The sequence below is a fragment of the Kitasatospora sp. NPDC001603 genome (assembly GCF_040298365.1).
In the GTDB taxonomy this organism is placed as follows: domain Bacteria; phylum Actinomycetota; class Actinomycetes; order Streptomycetales; family Streptomycetaceae; genus Kitasatospora.
The window spans coordinates 24,669-40,008 of record NZ_JBEPAA010000034.1; the positions used below are offsets into that span (position 1 = coordinate 24,669).

Consider the following 15,340-nt stretch of genomic DNA (forward strand, 5'->3'; position numbering starts at 1 on the left):
GGACGGCCCCGTCTCTCACGAGGTGGCCGCGATCAGGCCGAGCAGGCCGTCGAAGCGCCGGTAGAGCACCCGGCCGCGCCGCGTCCCGGGCTGGGCGAAGAACAGGAACGGCAGGTCGGCGGCGCAGAGCCGGTCGACGGCTCCGGCCTCCGTCAGTTCGGGTGCGCCGACCGGGCTGAGGGTGAACGGGACGGCCGGGCGGGTGGGCGGCCCGGCGGCGCCGGTGCGCGCGAGCCGGTAGCCGGTGGGGCCGGTCCGGTAGACGACGGCGTCGGTCTCGGTGGCCGGGTCGGTGAACAGGTGGATGTCGAAGTCCATCGCGTCCATGGTCCGGGCCGCAGCGTCGGGCGAGCACCACACCAGGTGGGCCTCCTTGCGCCGCGCGATGTGACGCGGGCCGGCCGAGGACGCCGCCACGGCGGGCCGGACGCCGGCGCGCGGCAACCCGGTGCACGGGTGCGCGGCGAACGGCGCCGCCCCAGCGGCCACCGGCGCACGGCCGGCGCGCGACGGCCCGCCCTGCGCGGGAACGGCGGAGAGCAGACCGGCCCCGGGCGCCCGGCGCGGCCACGGCAGCGGCGTCCAGCCGGTGGTGACGGCCGTGATCCGGGCGCGCAGCCCGTCGGCCAGCCGGTCCAGGGCGGTGGCCCGGTCGGCGGCGGCCTCCTGGACGCGGATCCGCCGCCCGTCCACCTCGGCGTTGACCTGCGCCAGCACGGCCCGCGCGTCGACCGGCCGGATCCGTACCCGGACCGCCTCGACCAGCGCGTCCGCCCCGCCCACCACCGCGGCGATCCGGGCCCTGGCGTCGATCGCGACCCCTCGCGCGAGCCCCTCGTCCACCTGTATCGCGACCAACTCGCCCACCTCAGGCCTCTCCTGTCCCGTCACGAAGTCCGCCGTCCCGTCACGTCTGCCCACCGGTACGCCCCGCACACCCGTCAGGCGCTCACGATCCCGCCAGCGGTCGGCGCCGGAAAGGGCCGAAGGGCCCGTGCGCGCGCGCCGGCCGGCCCGGGCCGCGCCCGCGCGGGCCCCCGGGGGCCCGGGTCGTGCGCACCCCACCCGGCGGGCGGGCCGCCCGGCCCGGATCATGCGGGCGGAGCGCCACAAAGATGGGGGGCCGTCCCCCATGCCCCGGCGGCCGGGGCAGGGCAAGGATCAGCACGAGGGCGGCGGCTTCGACGGCGACGCGGCCCTCTCGCGGCATCGGAGGTGCGGTGGTGGCAGAGGTGGACGCCGTGCGCAGAGCGCACCCCGACGGGGGCGGCGTACCGGTTCAGGGCCCGGTCGCACCGGCGTCCGCCAAGGCCGCCACGACGCCGCACCCTCCGATGCCCGGCGACCCGCCGGCCCGGCTCCACGCACCCGCCCCGGCCCCGCAGCACGCCCCGGCGCCCCGGGTCCGGCGCGCCCGGGCGGACCGGGCCGTCTGGTGGGAGCGGGCGCTGACCCCCGGTCTGCCCCGGCCGCAGGCCCGCCCCGACTGGGCCGCGTTCACCGAGGCCGCCGTCGCCGCCGCCCCCGTGCGGCCGATCGTGCCGCGCGCCGCCTACCCGGGGCTGACCGGCTTCGCCCTGGTCCTGGCGCCGTTCGCCGAACGCGCCCTCGTCCGGCTGCCGGCCGTGCTCGACCCCGCCGCCCACCGCCCCGGCCGGCCCGGGCGGCTGGACGTCCCCGCCCTGCGGGCCGGCTTCACCGCCCGCCTCGCCCGGCGCCTCGCCCGGATCGCCGCCCGCACCCTGGTCCTCGAACTGCACACCGCGCGGACCGGCGGGCGACTCGCGGGCACCACCCCGCAGGAACGGTTCCGCTCCTTCCTCGCCCTGACCGCGCGCCGCGACGGCCTCGCCGGGCTGCTCCGCGGGTACCCCGTCCTGGCCCGGCTGCTCGCGCAGACCTGCCTGGACGCCGCCGACGCGCACGCCGAACTGCTCACCCGCTTCGCCGCCGACCGGCCGCTGCTGGTCGCCGGCCTGCTGCACGGCACCGACCCCGGGGCGCTGGTGGCCGTCGACTCCGAGGCCGGCGACCGCCACCGGCGCGGCCGCGCCGTCAGCGTGCTGCACTTCGCCAACGGCGCCGCCGTCGTCCACCGCCCCCGCCCGCCCGCCGCCCACCGGCACTTCAACGCCCTGCTCGGCTGGTTCAACGCGCAGCCCGGCGTGCCCCGGCTGCGCGCGCTCGGGCTGCTGGACCGGGGCGACTACGGCTGGACGGAGTACGCCGAGGCCCACCCCTGCCGCACCGGCTACGAGGTCGAGCGGTTCTACCGGCGCCAGGGCGCGCTGCTGGCGCTCCTGCACGCCCTGGACGGCACCGACCTGCACTACGAGAACCTCGTCGCGGCCGGGGACCAGCCCGTCCTGGTGGACGTCGAGACACTGTTCCACCCGCCGGCCCGGGCCTGCCCGGCACCGGACCCGGCGGCCCGGGCCCTGGAGGAGTCGGTCCACCGGGTCGGCCTGCTGCCGCAGTTGCTGCTCGGCGACGAGGGCGCCGTGGACGTCTCCGGCATCGGCGGCGGCCGACGGTCCACCTCCCCGGTGGAGGGCGTGGACTGGACGGGCGCCGGCACCGACGAGATGCGGCTGGTCCGGCGCGCCCGCCCGCTCGCCGAGGCCCGCAACCGGCCCCGGCTGGACGGCGCGCCCGCCGACCCGGCCGAGTACACCGACGCCCTGGTGACCGGCTTCCGGGCCGGCTACACCGCCATCACCGGCGGTCGCCACCAACTCGTCGGCGCCCACGGCCTGCTGCGCTCCTTCGCCGAGGACGAAGTCCGGGTGGTGCCCCGCGCCACCCGGGTGTACGCACGGCTGCTGGACGAGTCGACCCACCCGGACGTGCTGCGCGACGCCGCCGCCCGGGGCGCCGTCCTGGAACTGCTGCGCACCGACGCCGTCGCCGACCCCGGACGCCCGGAACTCGCCGACCACGAGCTCGCCGACCTCCGCGCCGGCGACGTCCCGCTGTTCACCACCCGCCCCGGCAGCCGCGACCTGTGGACCTCCACCGGCCGCCGGCTCCCCGGCGAACTCGCGGAGACCGGGCTGGCCCGCGTCGAGGCCAAGCTGGCGGCCCTCGGCGAGGTCGACCGCAAGGACCAGGAGTGGATCGTCCGGGCCGCGATGGCCGGCGCCGCCCCGACCCCCGCGCACCGGCCCGGCCGGCCGGCGCCGGAGAACGTCTGGGCCACCGCGCCCGAGCCCGAGCAGCTCCTCGCCGCCGCCCGGGGCGTGGGCGACCAGCTGGTCGCGGCCGCCTACCAGGGGCGGTCCCGCACCAACTGGCTCGGCCTGGAGCTGCTCGCCGACCGCTACTGGCGGGTCCGCCCGCTCGGCGCCGACCTGGCCGGCGGGTACACCGGCACCGCGCTGTTCCTCGCCCAACTGGCCGCCCTCACCGGCTCCGACCGCTACGCCGAGGTGGCCCGCCGGACCCTCGCACCCGTTCCCGGCCTGCTCGACACCCTCGGCGCGCACCCCGACCGGCCGGCCGCCGTCGGCTCGGGCGGCTTCGCCGGGCTCGGCGGCATCGCCTACGCGCTCACCGAGATCGGCCGCACCCTGGACGACCCGCTGATCCGGCAGTGGACCGGCCCGGCGGTCGCGCTCACCGCGGCCGCCGCCGCCCGCGAGACGGACCCCGGTGTGCACAGCGGCACCGCCGGCGGCCTGGCCGCGCTGCTCGCCGTGCACACCGCCACCGGCCGGCCCGAGGCGCTGGCCGCCGCGACGGACTGCGCCGACCGGCTCGCCGCCCTGCCGGTGCCCGCCGCCGCCGGCTTCGCCCACGGCTCGGCGGGCACCGGCTGGGCGCTGCTGCGGTACGCGGACACCGTCGGCGAACCCGCCGACGGACCGCACCACCGGGCGGGCCTGGCGGCCCTGCACGCCGCCACGGCCGCGCGCGCCCGCGAGTCCTCCTGGTGCCGGGGCCGCCCCGGGATCGCCCTCGCGGTGGCCGACATCCCGTCCGCCCGCGCGGACCGGCGGCTCGCCGAGTGGGCCCAGCGCGCCGTCCGCAACACCGCGCGGGCCGCCCCGACGGCCGATCAGAGCCTGTGCCACGGCGAGTCGGGCGTACTGGAACTGCTCGGCCGAGGCGGCCCGGCCACCGGCCGGACGCCGTGGGTGCGCCGGGCGGCCTCGCTGCTGGCCGGCGTCGACCAGGACGGCCCGCGCTGCGGCACCCCCGGGTCCGTACCGCACCCGGGCCTGCTCACCGGCCTGGCCGGGATCGGCCACGGGCTGCTCCGGCTGGGCTTCCCCGAGCGGGTGCCGCCCGCCCTGCTGCTGCGCCCCCGCACGCCGGCCGAAAGGCCGGCCCCCTGACCGCACGCCGCGTACCGTCCACGACGACCGAAGCGGCGCGGCGGGCGAGCACCGCTCGCCCGGGCCGAACCCGGCCCCACGCGTTCCACCGACGAACGGGAGTACCGCACCGCATGAACGACACCGACCCGGCACAGACCTGGAACCAGCCGAACGCCCGGCCCGAGGAGGCGGTGGACCATCCCGCCGGGGACATCCGGCTGCGGGCCGGCGGCGGGCTGGGCCTGCGCTCGCAGCTCCTGTCCGCCGCCGGCGGCTCCGTCTCCCCGGCCTTCGAGTTCCCCACCATGACCGTCCCGATCTGACCGGACCGATCTGACCGGACCGATCCGAGCGACCGGGGGCACCGGGCAACGCCCGTGACACCCCGACAGCGATCGCCACGTCCCGGCCGTGAACGGCCCGGCGAACGGGCCGCACGCCACCGACGCCGGACCGTGCGCCCCTGAGGGCGCGGCCGGCCGCCACCGGGGACCGGGCAGCGCCCCGGTGGCGGACCGGAGCGGCGTCTCGCCGATGTGGCCGTACGGTGGCCGGCCCGTGCCGGACAGGTGTTCGCTTCGTGGCCGATTCACCACTCTACAGATCGGAGAGGCCGTCAAGTAGCCTGCGGGCCATGCGGACCACTTCGTCGATCACCGTCGGCCGGGCAGCCGAGCTCGGCCGGCTCGGCAGCGCGCTCGCCGCCGCCCGGCAGCGGTCCGGACGGGCGGTCTTCCTGCTCGGCGAAGCCGGGATCGGCAAGTCGCGGCTGGCCGGCGAGTGCGCCTACCAGGCCTACGGGCTGGGCCTGCCGGTCCTGCGCGGGCGCGGCAGCTCCACCGGGACGGTCACCCCGTTCCGGCCGCTGATCGAGGCGCTCTCCTCCCGCTTCCGGGCCGCCGGACCGCCCACCGACGCCGAACTCGACCCGTACCGGCCCGCCCTGGCCCGGCTGGTGCCCGAATGGCGCGGGGCGGCGGCCTCGGCGGCCGGGGCCGGCGCGTACCCCGAGACGGTGGTCGAGCTCGCCGAGGCACTGCTGCGCCTGCTCGCCGTGCTCGGCCGGGACGCGGGCTGCGTGCTGCTCCTGGAGGACCTGCACGACACCGACGCGGAGACGGTCGCCGTCCTGGAGTACCTGGTCGACAACCTGGCCGGCCTGCCCGTCCTGCTGGTCGGCACCCTGCGGGCCGAGCCGGGCCCGGCGCTGGACCTGGTCCGGGCCGCCGAACGCCGCCGTGCCGCCGCCGTCACCGAACTGCGCCCGCTGCCGCCCGCCGACGTCCGGGCGATGGCCGCCGCCGTCCTGGAGAGCGACGCCGCCGACGTCCCGGCGGCCGTCCTGGAGACGCTGGCCGACCGCGCCGACGGCTCGCCCTACCTGATCGAGGAACTGCTCGCGGACATGCTGGCCGGCGGCGCGCTGCACCGGGCCGGCGGCCGCTGGGAGGTGGCCGGGGGCCTGCGCACCGGCGTGCCGAGCACCATCGTCCGCAGCTGGGGCCGGCGGATCGACCAGCTGGACCCGCCCGTGCGCGACCTGCTGCTCACCGCCGCCACCCTGGGCAGCCGGTTCTCGGTGGCCACCGTCCAGCTGATCACCGGGTACGACGACCGGACGCTCTTCAGCCACCTGCGGTCGGCCTCCGAGGCCAACGTCATCGCGCCCGACGGCGCCGCCCCGGACCGCTACGCCTTCCGCCACACCCTCACCGCCGCCGCCGTCACCGCCGCCCTGGCCCCGGCCGAGCGGGCCGCCGTGGCCCGCCGGGCGGCCCGGGCGATCCTTCGCGCCGATCCGGAACTCGCCGACGAACGACGCCAGTTGGTCGCCTCCCTGCTGCTGGCCGGCGGGGACCGGACGGGCGCCGCCGTGCACTTCGCCGAGGCCGGCCGACGCGTACTGGAGGCCGGCGCCGCCGGCTCGGCGGTGGTGCTGCTGGAGCGGGCGCACGAACTCGCCGGGGACGCCGAACGGGCCTCCGTGACCGAGCAGTTGCTGCCGGCCCTGGCCGAGGCGGGCCAGCTGGACCGGGCCTTCGAGCTGGTCCGCACGCTGCCCCCGGTCCGGCCGGAGCCGGCGGCGGCCCGCGCCGCGGCGGTCCGCGGCCCGGCCACCGACCGCCGGGTCGACCTGCACACCCGGCTCGCCTGGGCGGCCGTGATGGCCGAACGGGCCGCCGAGGCCGCCGCCCAGGTCGCCGCCGCCCGCGCCCTCTCGGGTGCGCACCCGCGCCCCGAGCAGGACGCCGCACTCGTCGTGGTCGAGGGCCACCTGGCGCTGCTGCCCGACCACGCGCCCGCCGTGCCCACCGTGCCCGAGGGCGGCGCGACCGCCGCCGGGGCCCCGGGCGACGAGCACCCCGGACGGGCCCGGCTGGCCCGGACCGAGGCCCTGGCCCGCCGGGCCGCCGAGGTGGCCGAGCGCTCCGGACTGCCGGTGGTCGCCTGCCAGGCCTGGCAGTTGCTCGCCCTGCTGGCCCGCGAGCGCGGCTTCGACGACGCCGACGCCTGCCTGGAGCGGATGCTCGCGGTGGCCGAGGCCCACGCCCTGCCCGTCTGGCGGGTGGAGGCGCTGCTGCGGCTGGGCGCCAACGCCTTCATGCGCACCGGCGACGGCGCCCGCCTCGAACGCGCCCGGGAGGCCGCCGCCGGCCTCGGCGCGATCGTGCTCACCCAGACCCTGGACGGCCTGCTCGCCATGAACGCCGTCCTGCGCGGCGAATGGCGGACCGCCCGCGAGATCGTCGACCGCTGCCTGGACGCCACCGCCCGGCTGAACAACGTCCCCGCGCACCGCTACCTGCTGCTCGGCTCGGCGACCCTGGCCGCCCATCGCGGCCGGGGCCGGGAGATGGAGCGCGAACTGGTCCGGTTCCGCCAGGCCGGCGGCGAGGAGTCCTTCCTGATGCCCCTGCGGCACGGCCTCTGCCGCGCCATCGGCGCGCTGCTCGCCGAGGACCGCGCCGCGGCCCGGGCCGAACTGGCGGCCGGCCTCGCCTGGGAGCAGGAGCACCCCAACGTCTTCTACCTGGCCGGCCGGCAGGGGCTGCACCCGCTGCTGGAGGTCGTCGAGGGCCACTGGCAGCGCCCCGACCTGACCCGGGCCATGGCCGCGCCCGCCACCGAACTCGCCTGGAACCGCCAGTTCCTGGGCTTCGCCGAGGCCGTGCTGCTCGGCCGCGAGGGCCGGCCGCGGGACGCCGCCCGCGCGGTCGACGAGGCCCGCGCGGCGGCGGCGCCCTTCCCGCTCGCCCACCACCTGGCGCTGCGGCTGACCGCCGAAGCCGCCCTCGCCGACGGCTGGGGCGACCCGGTGGGCTGGCTGCGCACCGCCGAGGAGTACTTCCACGAGGCCGCCATCCAGCCGGTGGCGGCCGCCTGCCGGGCCCTGCTGCGCCGGGCGGGCGCCAGCGTCGCCCAGCACCGCGGCGGCCGCGACGCCGTCCCCGCCGGGCTGCGCAGCTGCGGGGTGACGCTGCGCGAGTACGAGGTCCTCGCCCTGCTCACCGACCGCCCCGGCAACCAGCAGCTGGCCCGGACGCTCTCCATCTCCCCCCGCACGGTGGAGAAGCACGTGGCCAACCTGCTCGCCAAGACCGGCCGCCCGGACCGCGCGGCCCTCTGCGACCTCGCCGCGGAGCTCTGCGCCGGACCGTGACGGTCCGGCCGCCCCGCCGGTCCCGCCCCGCGGACCGCGCGGCGCTCCACGGCCTCGCCGCCGGACCGTGACGGCTCCGGGACCGGCCCCCGGCTCAGGGGGTGAGCCGGACGATCTCGCCGAGTTCCAGGGCCGCGTACACCGCGCCGTCCGGAGCCACCGCGATGCCGTGCGGTTCGGCGGCCGGCACCGGCAGCTCGTACCCGGCGTAGTGGCCGTCGGCGGTGAGCGAGCCGAGCCGGTTGCCGGCCCACTCGGTGAACCAGAGCCGGCCGTCGGGGGCGGCCGCGACGGCGTGCGGCCGGGCGGCCCGGTCGGGCAGCGGATGCTCCGTCACCCGGCCGTCCACCGTGATCCGGCCGACCTGGCCGGCGCCGATCTCGGCGAACCAGAGCGCACCGTCGCCACCGGCGGCGATGCCGACGGGCGCGGCCCCCTCGGTCGGCAGCGGGTGGACGGTGATCTCGCCGTCCACGGTGATCCGGCCGACGGCCGCGGCCTGGTTGAGGGTGAACCAGAGCGCGCCGTCCGCCCCGGCCGTGATCATCGACGGGAAGGCGCCGGTCACCGGCAGCGGGTACTCCGTCACCCGGCCGTCCACGGTGATCCGCCCGATCCGGTCCGCGTTCAGCTCGGTGAACCAGAGCGCGCCGTCCGGGCCGGCCGCGATCCCGTAGGGCCCGGCGGCCTCGGTCGGCAGCCCGAACGACCGCTCCCGGCCGTCGGTGCCGAGCCGTCCGATCCGGTGGTCCCGCATCCGCGCGTACCAGAGCGCGCCGTCCGGCCCGGTCGTGATCACCGACGGTCCGGACCCCGCGGAGCCCGTCCCGAACCGCCGCACCGACCCGTCCGCCGCCAGCCGCCCGATCTCCCCGGCGTGCACCAGCGTGAACCAGACACCGCCGTCCGGCCCCACCGTGATGCCGTACGGACCGGCCTTCGCGTCCGCCACCCGGAACCGATCGAACTCCCCGCGCATCCCCGCTCCTCGACTGTCGCGACGTGATCGTCCCCATGCTGTCACGCCGTCACCAGCCGTTGTCGGTGGCGTCGTCTACCGTCCTGGGCCATGGGGATCTACCTGGTGAGCGTGGCCGCCGACGACTGGCGCGACGAGGAGGTGCTCGGGCCGGTGGCCGGGGCGGTCGACGCCGAGCTGGGCCGGCGCGGCCTGGCGCCGTTCGTCTGTCCGGAGCCCGTCCGGGCCGGGCGGCGCCCCGGCACCCGGTTCGAGGAGAAGCTCCACCGTCCGATCGGCAGCTTCGACCGGCTCTGCCGGGCGCGGTCCGACGACACCCACGAGGCGCTGCTCGGCTGGGAGGTGCTGCTGCCGGTCGACCTCGCCGACTCCGTGGTCCTGCCGGCGCGGTCGGAGGACGACGACCCGACGACGGTCGGCGGCGCCCGGCGCGCGCTCGCCGCCGCCCGGCGCCTCGCCGACCGGCTCGCGCTGCCCGCCGGGATACCCGAGCACTGCGACGGCCTCGACCTGGGCCGCTGGTTCGACGGCCCGGCGGCCGTCGCGGCCGCCACCGCCCCCGGCCCCTGGAGCGAGGACCTGGACGCCGCCTACTACGCCGCGGTCTACCTGCGGGCGGCCGAGCACGCGCTCCGGCGCGGCTGCCCGGTGGCCTACTCCTGACCCGGCTCCCCGCCGGCGTCCCCGTCCTCGCGCTCGCCCCCGCCCGCGCCGGCCGGAGCCGCCCCGCGTGGGCCGCGGCCGACGGGGTCCGCGGTGCCGCGCAGGACGGAGACCACGCCCACCCCGGCGGCGCAGATCGGGACGGCCAGCAGCGCCCCCAGGATGCCCGCGATTCCGGCACCCGCCACCACGGCGACCATGATGGTGGCCGGGTGCAGCTCGACGGTGCGGCTCTGGATCACGGGCTGGAGGATGTTCCCCTCGACGACCTGGACGGCGAGGACGATGCCGAGCGCCCAGAGCGCCGTCCCCAGCCCTCCGTCGGCCAGCGCGACCAGGACGGCGACCGTCCCGGAGAGGAAGGCCCCGACGAACGGGATGTACGCGCCCATGAACACCAGCGCGCCGAGCCCGGGCGCCCCGGGGATGTCGAGCACGAGCAGGCCGACGGTGATGAAGAAGGCGTCGATCAGGGCGATCAGGGTGGTGCCCCGCATGAAGCCGGCCATCGCCTCGAACGCCCGGTCCGCGCAGGCGACGACCGTCTCGGCGCCGCCGCCCGGGAGGTGCGCGCGGAGCGCCTCCGGGGTGCGGTGGCCGTCGCGGAGGAAGAAGAAGACCAGGGCGAGCGCCAGCACGGCGCCGGTGAGGATCTGGGTGGCCAGGCCGAGGCCGGAGAGCACGCCGTTGGTCACCGTGGAGATCAGCGAGCTGGTCTCGCCCGAGGCGTTGTCCAGCGCGTGGCGGAGCTTCTCGCCGACCGGTCCGAGCCAGTCGGCGAGCCGGTCGCCGGCCTCCTGGAGCGACTCGGCGATCTGCGGAGCGCTGTGCACCAGCGAGTTGACCAGCAGGGCGATCACCCCGCCGACGGCGGCGACCAGGAGGGCGCAGGTCAGCCCGGCGGCGGCGCCGCGGCCGAGCCCGCGGCGGACCAGCCACGGCATCACGGGGTAGAGCAGCGAGGTGCCGAGCAGCGCCAGGATGACCGGCACGGTCGCCGCGCGCAGTTCGACCAGGGCGAAGACGACCAGCGAGGCGACGGTGATCAGGAGGATAACCGCGACCGACCAGGCGGCCGCCGCCCGGACCGGGGGCGGCAGCATCAGATAGGGCCTGCGGTGGTCCGCCCACCGCTCGCCGGGAGCCCTGTCGGGCGGAAGCTCCCCCGCCATGTCCACCTCCGCCTGGCTCGACCGGTCCAATTTCCCCATCTCAGCAGATGATCTGACCGATCGCCCGTTATGTCCGACCCCTGGCGTGCCCGGCGCGACCGCGCGGCGGGATCGGCTTCCGGACGTCCACGCCCGTCGCCGACCACCGGCAGAGCCGATTCAACCGGCCCCGCCCCGGCCGGGCCCGGAGGAATCGCGGAGCCTCACCCCATCGGGAACGGCGCCTCGCACCCCCGTGGCCCGGTCGAACGCCGGACCTAACCGGCCTCCTCGAAGCGGACCGCCCCGCCCCCGCCGGCGAAGGCCAGCACCCGCTCGGCCTCCGCCTCCGCCTCCCGTCGGTCACCCCGGCCGAGCGCCGCGAACGGACGGACCGCCACCGCCCGCTCACCGGCCGGGCCCTCGGTCAGCTGCCAGCTCCCGGCGACCAGGCCGTCGACCAGCACCGTCCCGAGCACGATGCCGTTCTGCGTCATCACCCGCGGCCGGTACTCCTCGGGCAGCACCCGGGTGCGGTCGGCGTGCGAGAGCAGCAGGTTGTCGAAAGGCGCCAGCAACCGCACGGGTGCCGGGACGGCCGGGTCGGGCCGGGGCGCCCCCGGCAGGTCGTACAGCAGCCGGCCGTGCTCGTCGCGGAAGGTGACCAGCTCCGGCGCGAGCCGCTTCAGCACCGCGCCCAGCCGGCTGAGCCCGCACCACTTCTGCAGGTCGGCGACGGTCGCCGGCCCGAAGGCGGCCAGGTAGCGCAGGGCCAGCGCGTCCAGCGAGGGCGCCCGGTCCAAGGGCCGGCCCAGCCAGGACTCGGCGGTGGTGTGCGCCGCCGCCCCGCTCCGGCCCCAGAGGCCGCGCGGCGGCACCTGGACGAGCGGTAGCAGGCAGCGCGCGGCCTGGGCCAGGGCGGCGGGGTCGCGGTCGGGCCGGCCGGCGGCGAGCACCCCGCCGAGCTGCTGGAAGGTCAGCGGCCGCTCCTCCAGCAGCACCCGCGCCTCGTCGGCGAGCGCGGTGAGGTCCAGCCCGGCGAGCCGCTTGCCGTAGGCGGAGCGCAGGCCCTGGTCGAGCACCGGCTGGACGAGCGGGCGCAGCGTCCGGCAGTCGTCCGCCGTCACCAGGTGGATGGTGCCGCGGTGGAGCGCGATCCGGACCACCTCGCGCCGCTGGAACAGGTCGTCGAGCAGGTCGGGCGTGAAGCCCTCCAGCCGGCTGAGCAGCCCCAGGTAGGGCGGCTGCGGCACGGCCTGGGCCTGCAGCCCGCCCAGGTGGCCGACCATCGCGGCCGGCGTCATGGCGCTGCGGGCGAGCAGGTGCTGACGGGCCAGCAGGGCGCGGCCGAGCGCGCGGGTCCCGAGGACGGGCGGTCCGGTCACCGGCGGCCGTCCAGCACGTCGCAAAGCACGCCGATCCGGTTGCTGGTGATCGAGTCCACCCCGGCGGCGCGCAGCCGGCGCATGGTGCGGCGCAGGTCCGCGGTCCAGGTGGAGACGGCGAAGCCGGCGCCGTGGGCGGCGGCGGTGAACTCGGCGGTGGCCAGGCCGAACGGCGGGTTGAGGTAGCGCGGGCGCAGGTCGTCCAGCAGGGCGCGGGCGGGCAGTCGCGGCTGCTTCCAGGTCAGCGCGATCTCGGCGTCGGGGGCGAGCGCGCGGACGGCGAGCATCGCGGTGGCGGGCCCGCAGAAGCCGACCCGGTGCTCGGCGCCGAGTCCGGTGACGGCCTCCCAGGCGGCGGCGACGGGGTGCGGGTCGTCCAGGTCGATCAGCAGCCGGGCGGCCGGGCAGGCGGCCGCGGCCTTGAGCGCCTCGGCGAGCGTGGGCACGGCGAGGTCGCCGTCGCGCAGCTCGTCGAGCTGGTCGAGGGTGACCCGGCGGAGGGCGCGGGGATCGCCCCAGAGCCGTTCGAGGGTCGCGTCGTGCAGCAGGACGGGCACGCCGTCGCGGGTGAGCCGGACGTCGACCTCCACCGCGTCGGCGCCGGCGGCCAGCGCGGACTCGACGGAGGGCAGGGTGTTCTCGCGGTACCGGTACGGGTCGCCCCGGTGGGCGACGGCGAGCACCGGGCGACGGGTGGCGTTCGAGCCGGCGGTGGGTTTCATCGGGGCCCTCATCGGATCAGCCCCGCGAGCCACGGGGACAGGTACTGGTGGGTGACGGACTCGCGGTAGCTCGGCTCGCCCGGCACGGTGACGATCAGCGTGCAGGACGGCGGGAAGGTCCGCTGCTTCACGTGGACCAGCCCGCTCCAGACCGCGTCGAGGAAGGCGGGCACGCTGTCGCGCGGCACGTCGAAGGCGATGTCCTCGACGGTGACGACCGCCTCGTCGTGGACGAAGAGCCGGACGGTGAGCCCGGGGCGGCCGGTGATCTCCAGCAGGGCCTCGTGCGGGATCGCGTCGAGTCCTTCGGCGCGGTCGTGGCCGCCGACCAGTCCGGCGAAGGTCTGGTCGCGCCCGATGTCGTGGGAGGCGCGCACCTCGCGGCCGTGCCGGGCGGCCATCGCCTCGACCGCGAACACGGCGCTCTGGGTGGACGGCAGCGGCGGGTGGGGCATCGAGTGGCGGTCCTCTCGTCGGCGGGGTTCGGCTGTGCGCTCGCCCGGCTCTCCCCGGGCGGGTGGTCAGCGCAGTTCGACCATCACATTGGTCGACTTGATGACCGCCGTCGCGGGCGCTCCGGGCACCAGCCGGAGCTCCTCCGCCGACTCCCGGCTGATCAGCGAGACCACCCGGAACGGCCCGGCCTGGATCTCGACCTGCGCGGCCACGTCACCGAGCACCACATCGGTGACGATGCCGGGGAACCGGTTGCGGGCCGAGGACGGCCGCCCCTCGGCCTCGGCGTTCTCGGGCCGGGCGAGCTCCCGGGCGAAGGCGGCCAACTGGGCGCCGGGGATGATCCGGTGGCCGTGCTCGTCCCGCTCGGCGGCGACCCGGCCGGCGTCCACCCAGCGCCGCATGGTGTCCGAGCTCACGCCGAGCATCGCCGCGGCCTCGCCGATCCGGTACGGGTGGACCGGCGCGTCGGACTGCCCCATGTGCGACTCCTGACGGTGGTTCGGTAGCACGTCCGGTGGCACGTGCGGTGTCACGTGTGACACCCCGTCCGGTCTCCCGGCGGGGCGGCGGCGCGCGTCCGGCCGCCCCCGCCATCCTGCCGTACCGGCCGCCCGCCCGGCCAAGCGGAGCACCGTACGCCCGCCGGGGCCGCCCCCCGCGCCCGGTCCGGTGCGCCTAGGGCTCGCCGAAGAGGTCGCGCCGGACGGCGTCGCCGGCGGTGAGGACGGCGCCGGCGAGCACCGCGCCGCCGCCCGCCGTACCGGCCCGGACCTCGGTGCGCAGCGGGGAGAGCCCGGCCAGGCGGCGTTCGACCCGGCCGGCGAGTTCGGCGCCGCCGGCCCGGCCGACCTCGCCGCCGAGGACGACGCAGCCCGGGTCGAGGACGACGCAGACCGCCGAGGCGCCGACCGCGATCCGCTCGGCCAGCTCGTCCAGGAACGGCCCGCCCGGCTCGCCCTCGCCGCACGCGCCGAGCGCCGTCCGGACGACGGCCTCGGCGGCCGCGGCGTCGTCGGCCGGGCCGGCGGGCAGACCGTGGGCGCGGGCGAGGCCGCAGACCGCCGCGCTGCCGACCAGGCCGTGGAACCCGCCCTCGCACCCGGCGGCGCTGGGCAGGCCCGCGGTGCCGGGGACGGGCAGGAAGCAGATCTCGCCGGTGCCGCCGGAGGCGCCGCGGCGCAGCCTCCCGTCGAGGATCACCGCGGCGCCGACGCTGTGGCCGAGCCAGATCAGGACGAAGGTCTGCTGCCCCCGGGCGACGCCGATCCGGTACTCGGCGCGGCCGGCCAGGTTGACCTCGTTCTCCAGGATCACCTCGGTGCCGGGCAGTGCCTCCAGGGCGGTGAGCAGTTCGGCGTGCCAGCTCGGCAGCGCACCGGTGCTGTAGAGCCGGCCGGTGGCGGGGGCGACCAGTCCGGGGGCACCGACGGCGACGGTGTGCAGCCGGTCCACGCCGGCCCGGCCCGCGGTCTCGCGCAGGGTGCGGACGATCCGTTCCGCCGTACCGGCGTCGCCCCGGCCCTCGACCGCCAGCTCGGCGGAGGCCAGGGTGTGCCCGGTCAGGTCGGCGACGACCAGGCTGACCCCGCCCGCCCGGACGTCGATCGCGGCGAGGTGGGCGCGCGAGGCGACCAGCGCGTACAGCCGGGCGTTGGGGCCGCGCCGCTGCTCGCCGCGCTCGCCGACCACGGCGACCAGGCCGGTCCGCTGCAGTCGTTCCAGCAGGTCGGCGACGGTGGGCCGGGAGAGCCCGGTGAGGTCGCGGAGCTCGGTGGCGGTCAGTGGCCCCTGGTCGAGCAGCAGGTTGAGCGCCAGCCGGTCGTTGATCGCCCGGGCGGTGCTCGGCGTGGCCGTACGCACGGTGGTCATGGGCGTCATCCTTCCAGAGTGTTTCTATCAGGGTCCCTTCCTGATAATTTATCGGACGACGACGCCCGCGCACGAACCGCGCGATGGCGGGCATCACTCCACAGGAACCACCCACAGGGCACCGTCGCGCCA

The 15,340-nt window shown here is 77.8% G+C and carries 12 protein-coding genes; 4 read left to right on the forward strand and 8 right to left on the reverse strand.

All coding sequences use genetic code 11. The annotated features are described in order from the left end of the window. Positions 1 to 15: 15 nt before the first annotated feature. The gene (locus ABT263_RS21610) at positions 16 to 867 is read right to left on the reverse strand and encodes a sigma 54 modulation/S30EA ribosomal C-terminal domain-containing protein (RefSeq protein WP_352292297.1); all 852 of its coding nucleotides are present in this window, start codon (positions 865 to 867) and stop codon (positions 16 to 18) included. Between the two features lie 356 nt (positions 868 to 1,223). On the opposite strand from ABT263_RS21610, the gene ABT263_RS21615 reads away from it, so the two are divergent. The 3 genes from ABT263_RS21615 to ABT263_RS21625 all read left to right on the forward strand — a co-directional run bounded on the left by ABT263_RS21615 (position 1,224) and on the right by ABT263_RS21625 (position 7,980). After that, the gene (locus ABT263_RS21615) at positions 1,224 to 4,337 is read left to right on the forward strand and encodes a type 2 lanthipeptide synthetase LanM family protein (protein WP_352292299.1); all 3,114 of its coding nucleotides are present in this window, start codon (positions 1,224 to 1,226) and stop codon (positions 4,335 to 4,337) included. Between the two features lie 113 nt (positions 4,338 to 4,450). Next, on the forward strand, positions 4,451 to 4,642 hold the full coding sequence (locus ABT263_RS21620) for a hypothetical protein (protein WP_352292301.1): 192 nt from the start codon (positions 4,451 to 4,453) through the stop codon (positions 4,640 to 4,642). A 311-nt stretch (positions 4,643 to 4,953) separates the two neighbouring features. After that, on the forward strand, positions 4,954 to 7,980 hold the full coding sequence (locus ABT263_RS21625; protein WP_352292303.1) for a helix-turn-helix transcriptional regulator: 3,027 nt from the start codon (positions 4,954 to 4,956) through the stop codon (positions 7,978 to 7,980). A gap of 94 nt (positions 7,981 to 8,074) precedes the next feature. Here the strand turns inward: ABT263_RS21625 and ABT263_RS21630 are convergent, their stop codons facing one another. Further along, positions 8,075 to 8,959, reverse strand: a complete 885-nt coding sequence (locus ABT263_RS21630) for a Vgb family protein (protein ID WP_352292305.1) — start codon at positions 8,957 to 8,959, stop codon at positions 8,075 to 8,077. Positions 8,960 to 9,049: 90 nt separating this feature from the next. Here ABT263_RS21630 and ABT263_RS21635 point away from each other — a divergent pair, with 90 nt between their 5' ends. Beyond that, a complete protein-coding gene (locus ABT263_RS21635) occupies positions 9,050 to 9,622 on the forward strand; it encodes a hypothetical protein (RefSeq protein WP_352292307.1) in 573 nt (190 codons plus the stop codon). Here ABT263_RS21635 and ABT263_RS21640 read toward each other — a convergent pair. The 6 genes from ABT263_RS21640 to ABT263_RS21665 all read right to left on the reverse strand — a co-directional run bounded on the left by ABT263_RS21640 (position 9,613) and on the right by ABT263_RS21665 (position 15,208). After that, the gene (locus tag ABT263_RS21640) at positions 9,613 to 10,725 is read right to left on the reverse strand and encodes an AI-2E family transporter (protein WP_502885842.1); all 1,113 of its coding nucleotides are present in this window, start codon (positions 10,723 to 10,725) and stop codon (positions 9,613 to 9,615) included. The genes ABT263_RS21635 and ABT263_RS21640 overlap by 10 nt on opposite strands. 326 nt (positions 10,726 to 11,051) lie before the next feature. Continuing rightward, positions 11,052 to 12,158, reverse strand: coding sequence for a winged helix DNA-binding domain-containing protein (locus ABT263_RS21645; protein WP_352292311.1), 1,107 nt, complete (start codon positions 12,156 to 12,158; stop codon positions 11,052 to 11,054). Further along, complete coding sequence (locus ABT263_RS21650; protein WP_352292313.1) at positions 12,155 to 12,880, reverse strand: glycerophosphodiester phosphodiesterase; 726 nt, start codon at positions 12,878 to 12,880, stop codon at positions 12,155 to 12,157. Before ABT263_RS21650 ends, ABT263_RS21645 begins: the two co-directional genes overlap by 4 nt. Positions 12,881 to 12,888: 8 nt before the next feature. Continuing rightward, complete coding sequence (locus ABT263_RS21655) at positions 12,889 to 13,335, reverse strand: hypothetical protein (RefSeq protein ID WP_352292314.1); 447 nt, start codon at positions 13,333 to 13,335, stop codon at positions 12,889 to 12,891. 66 nt (positions 13,336 to 13,401) lie between these two features. Next, complete coding sequence (locus tag ABT263_RS21660) at positions 13,402 to 13,818, reverse strand: TOBE domain-containing protein (RefSeq protein ID WP_352292316.1); 417 nt, start codon at positions 13,816 to 13,818, stop codon at positions 13,402 to 13,404. A 196-nt stretch (positions 13,819 to 14,014) separates the two neighbouring features. After that, positions 14,015 to 15,208, reverse strand: a complete 1,194-nt coding sequence (locus ABT263_RS21665) for an ROK family transcriptional regulator (RefSeq protein WP_352292318.1) — start codon at positions 15,206 to 15,208, stop codon at positions 14,015 to 14,017. Positions 15,209 to 15,340 lie beyond the last annotated feature (132 nt).

Bases quoted from the DNA above. Each gene is read 5' to 3' on its own strand.
- ABT263_RS21665 (WP_352292318.1), bottom strand. From the start codon at position 15,208: ATGACCACCGTGCGTACGGCCACGCCGAGCACCGCCCGGGCGATCAAC.
- ABT263_RS21660 (WP_352292316.1), bottom strand. From the start codon at position 13,818: ATGGGGCAGTCCGACGCGCCGGTCCACCCGTACCGGATCGGCGAGGCC.
- ABT263_RS21640 (WP_502885842.1), bottom strand. From the start codon at position 10,725: ATGCTGCCGCCCCCGGTCCGGGCGGCGGCCGCCTGGTCGGTCGCGGTT.
- ABT263_RS21635 (WP_352292307.1), top strand. From the start codon at position 9,050: ATGGGGATCTACCTGGTGAGCGTGGCCGCCGACGACTGGCGCGACGAG.
- ABT263_RS21655 (WP_352292314.1), bottom strand. From the start codon at position 13,335: ATGCCCCACCCGCCGCTGCCGTCCACCCAGAGCGCCGTGTTCGCGGTC.
- ABT263_RS21620 (WP_352292301.1), top strand. From the start codon at position 4,451: ATGAACGACACCGACCCGGCACAGACCTGGAACCAGCCGAACGCCCGG.
- ABT263_RS21630 (WP_352292305.1), bottom strand. From the start codon at position 8,959: ATGCGCGGGGAGTTCGATCGGTTCCGGGTGGCGGACGCGAAGGCCGGT.
- ABT263_RS21650 (WP_352292313.1), bottom strand. From the start codon at position 12,880: ATGAAACCCACCGCCGGCTCGAACGCCACCCGTCGCCCGGTGCTCGCC.
- ABT263_RS21625 (WP_352292303.1), top strand. From the start codon at position 4,954: ATGCGGACCACTTCGTCGATCACCGTCGGCCGGGCAGCCGAGCTCGGC.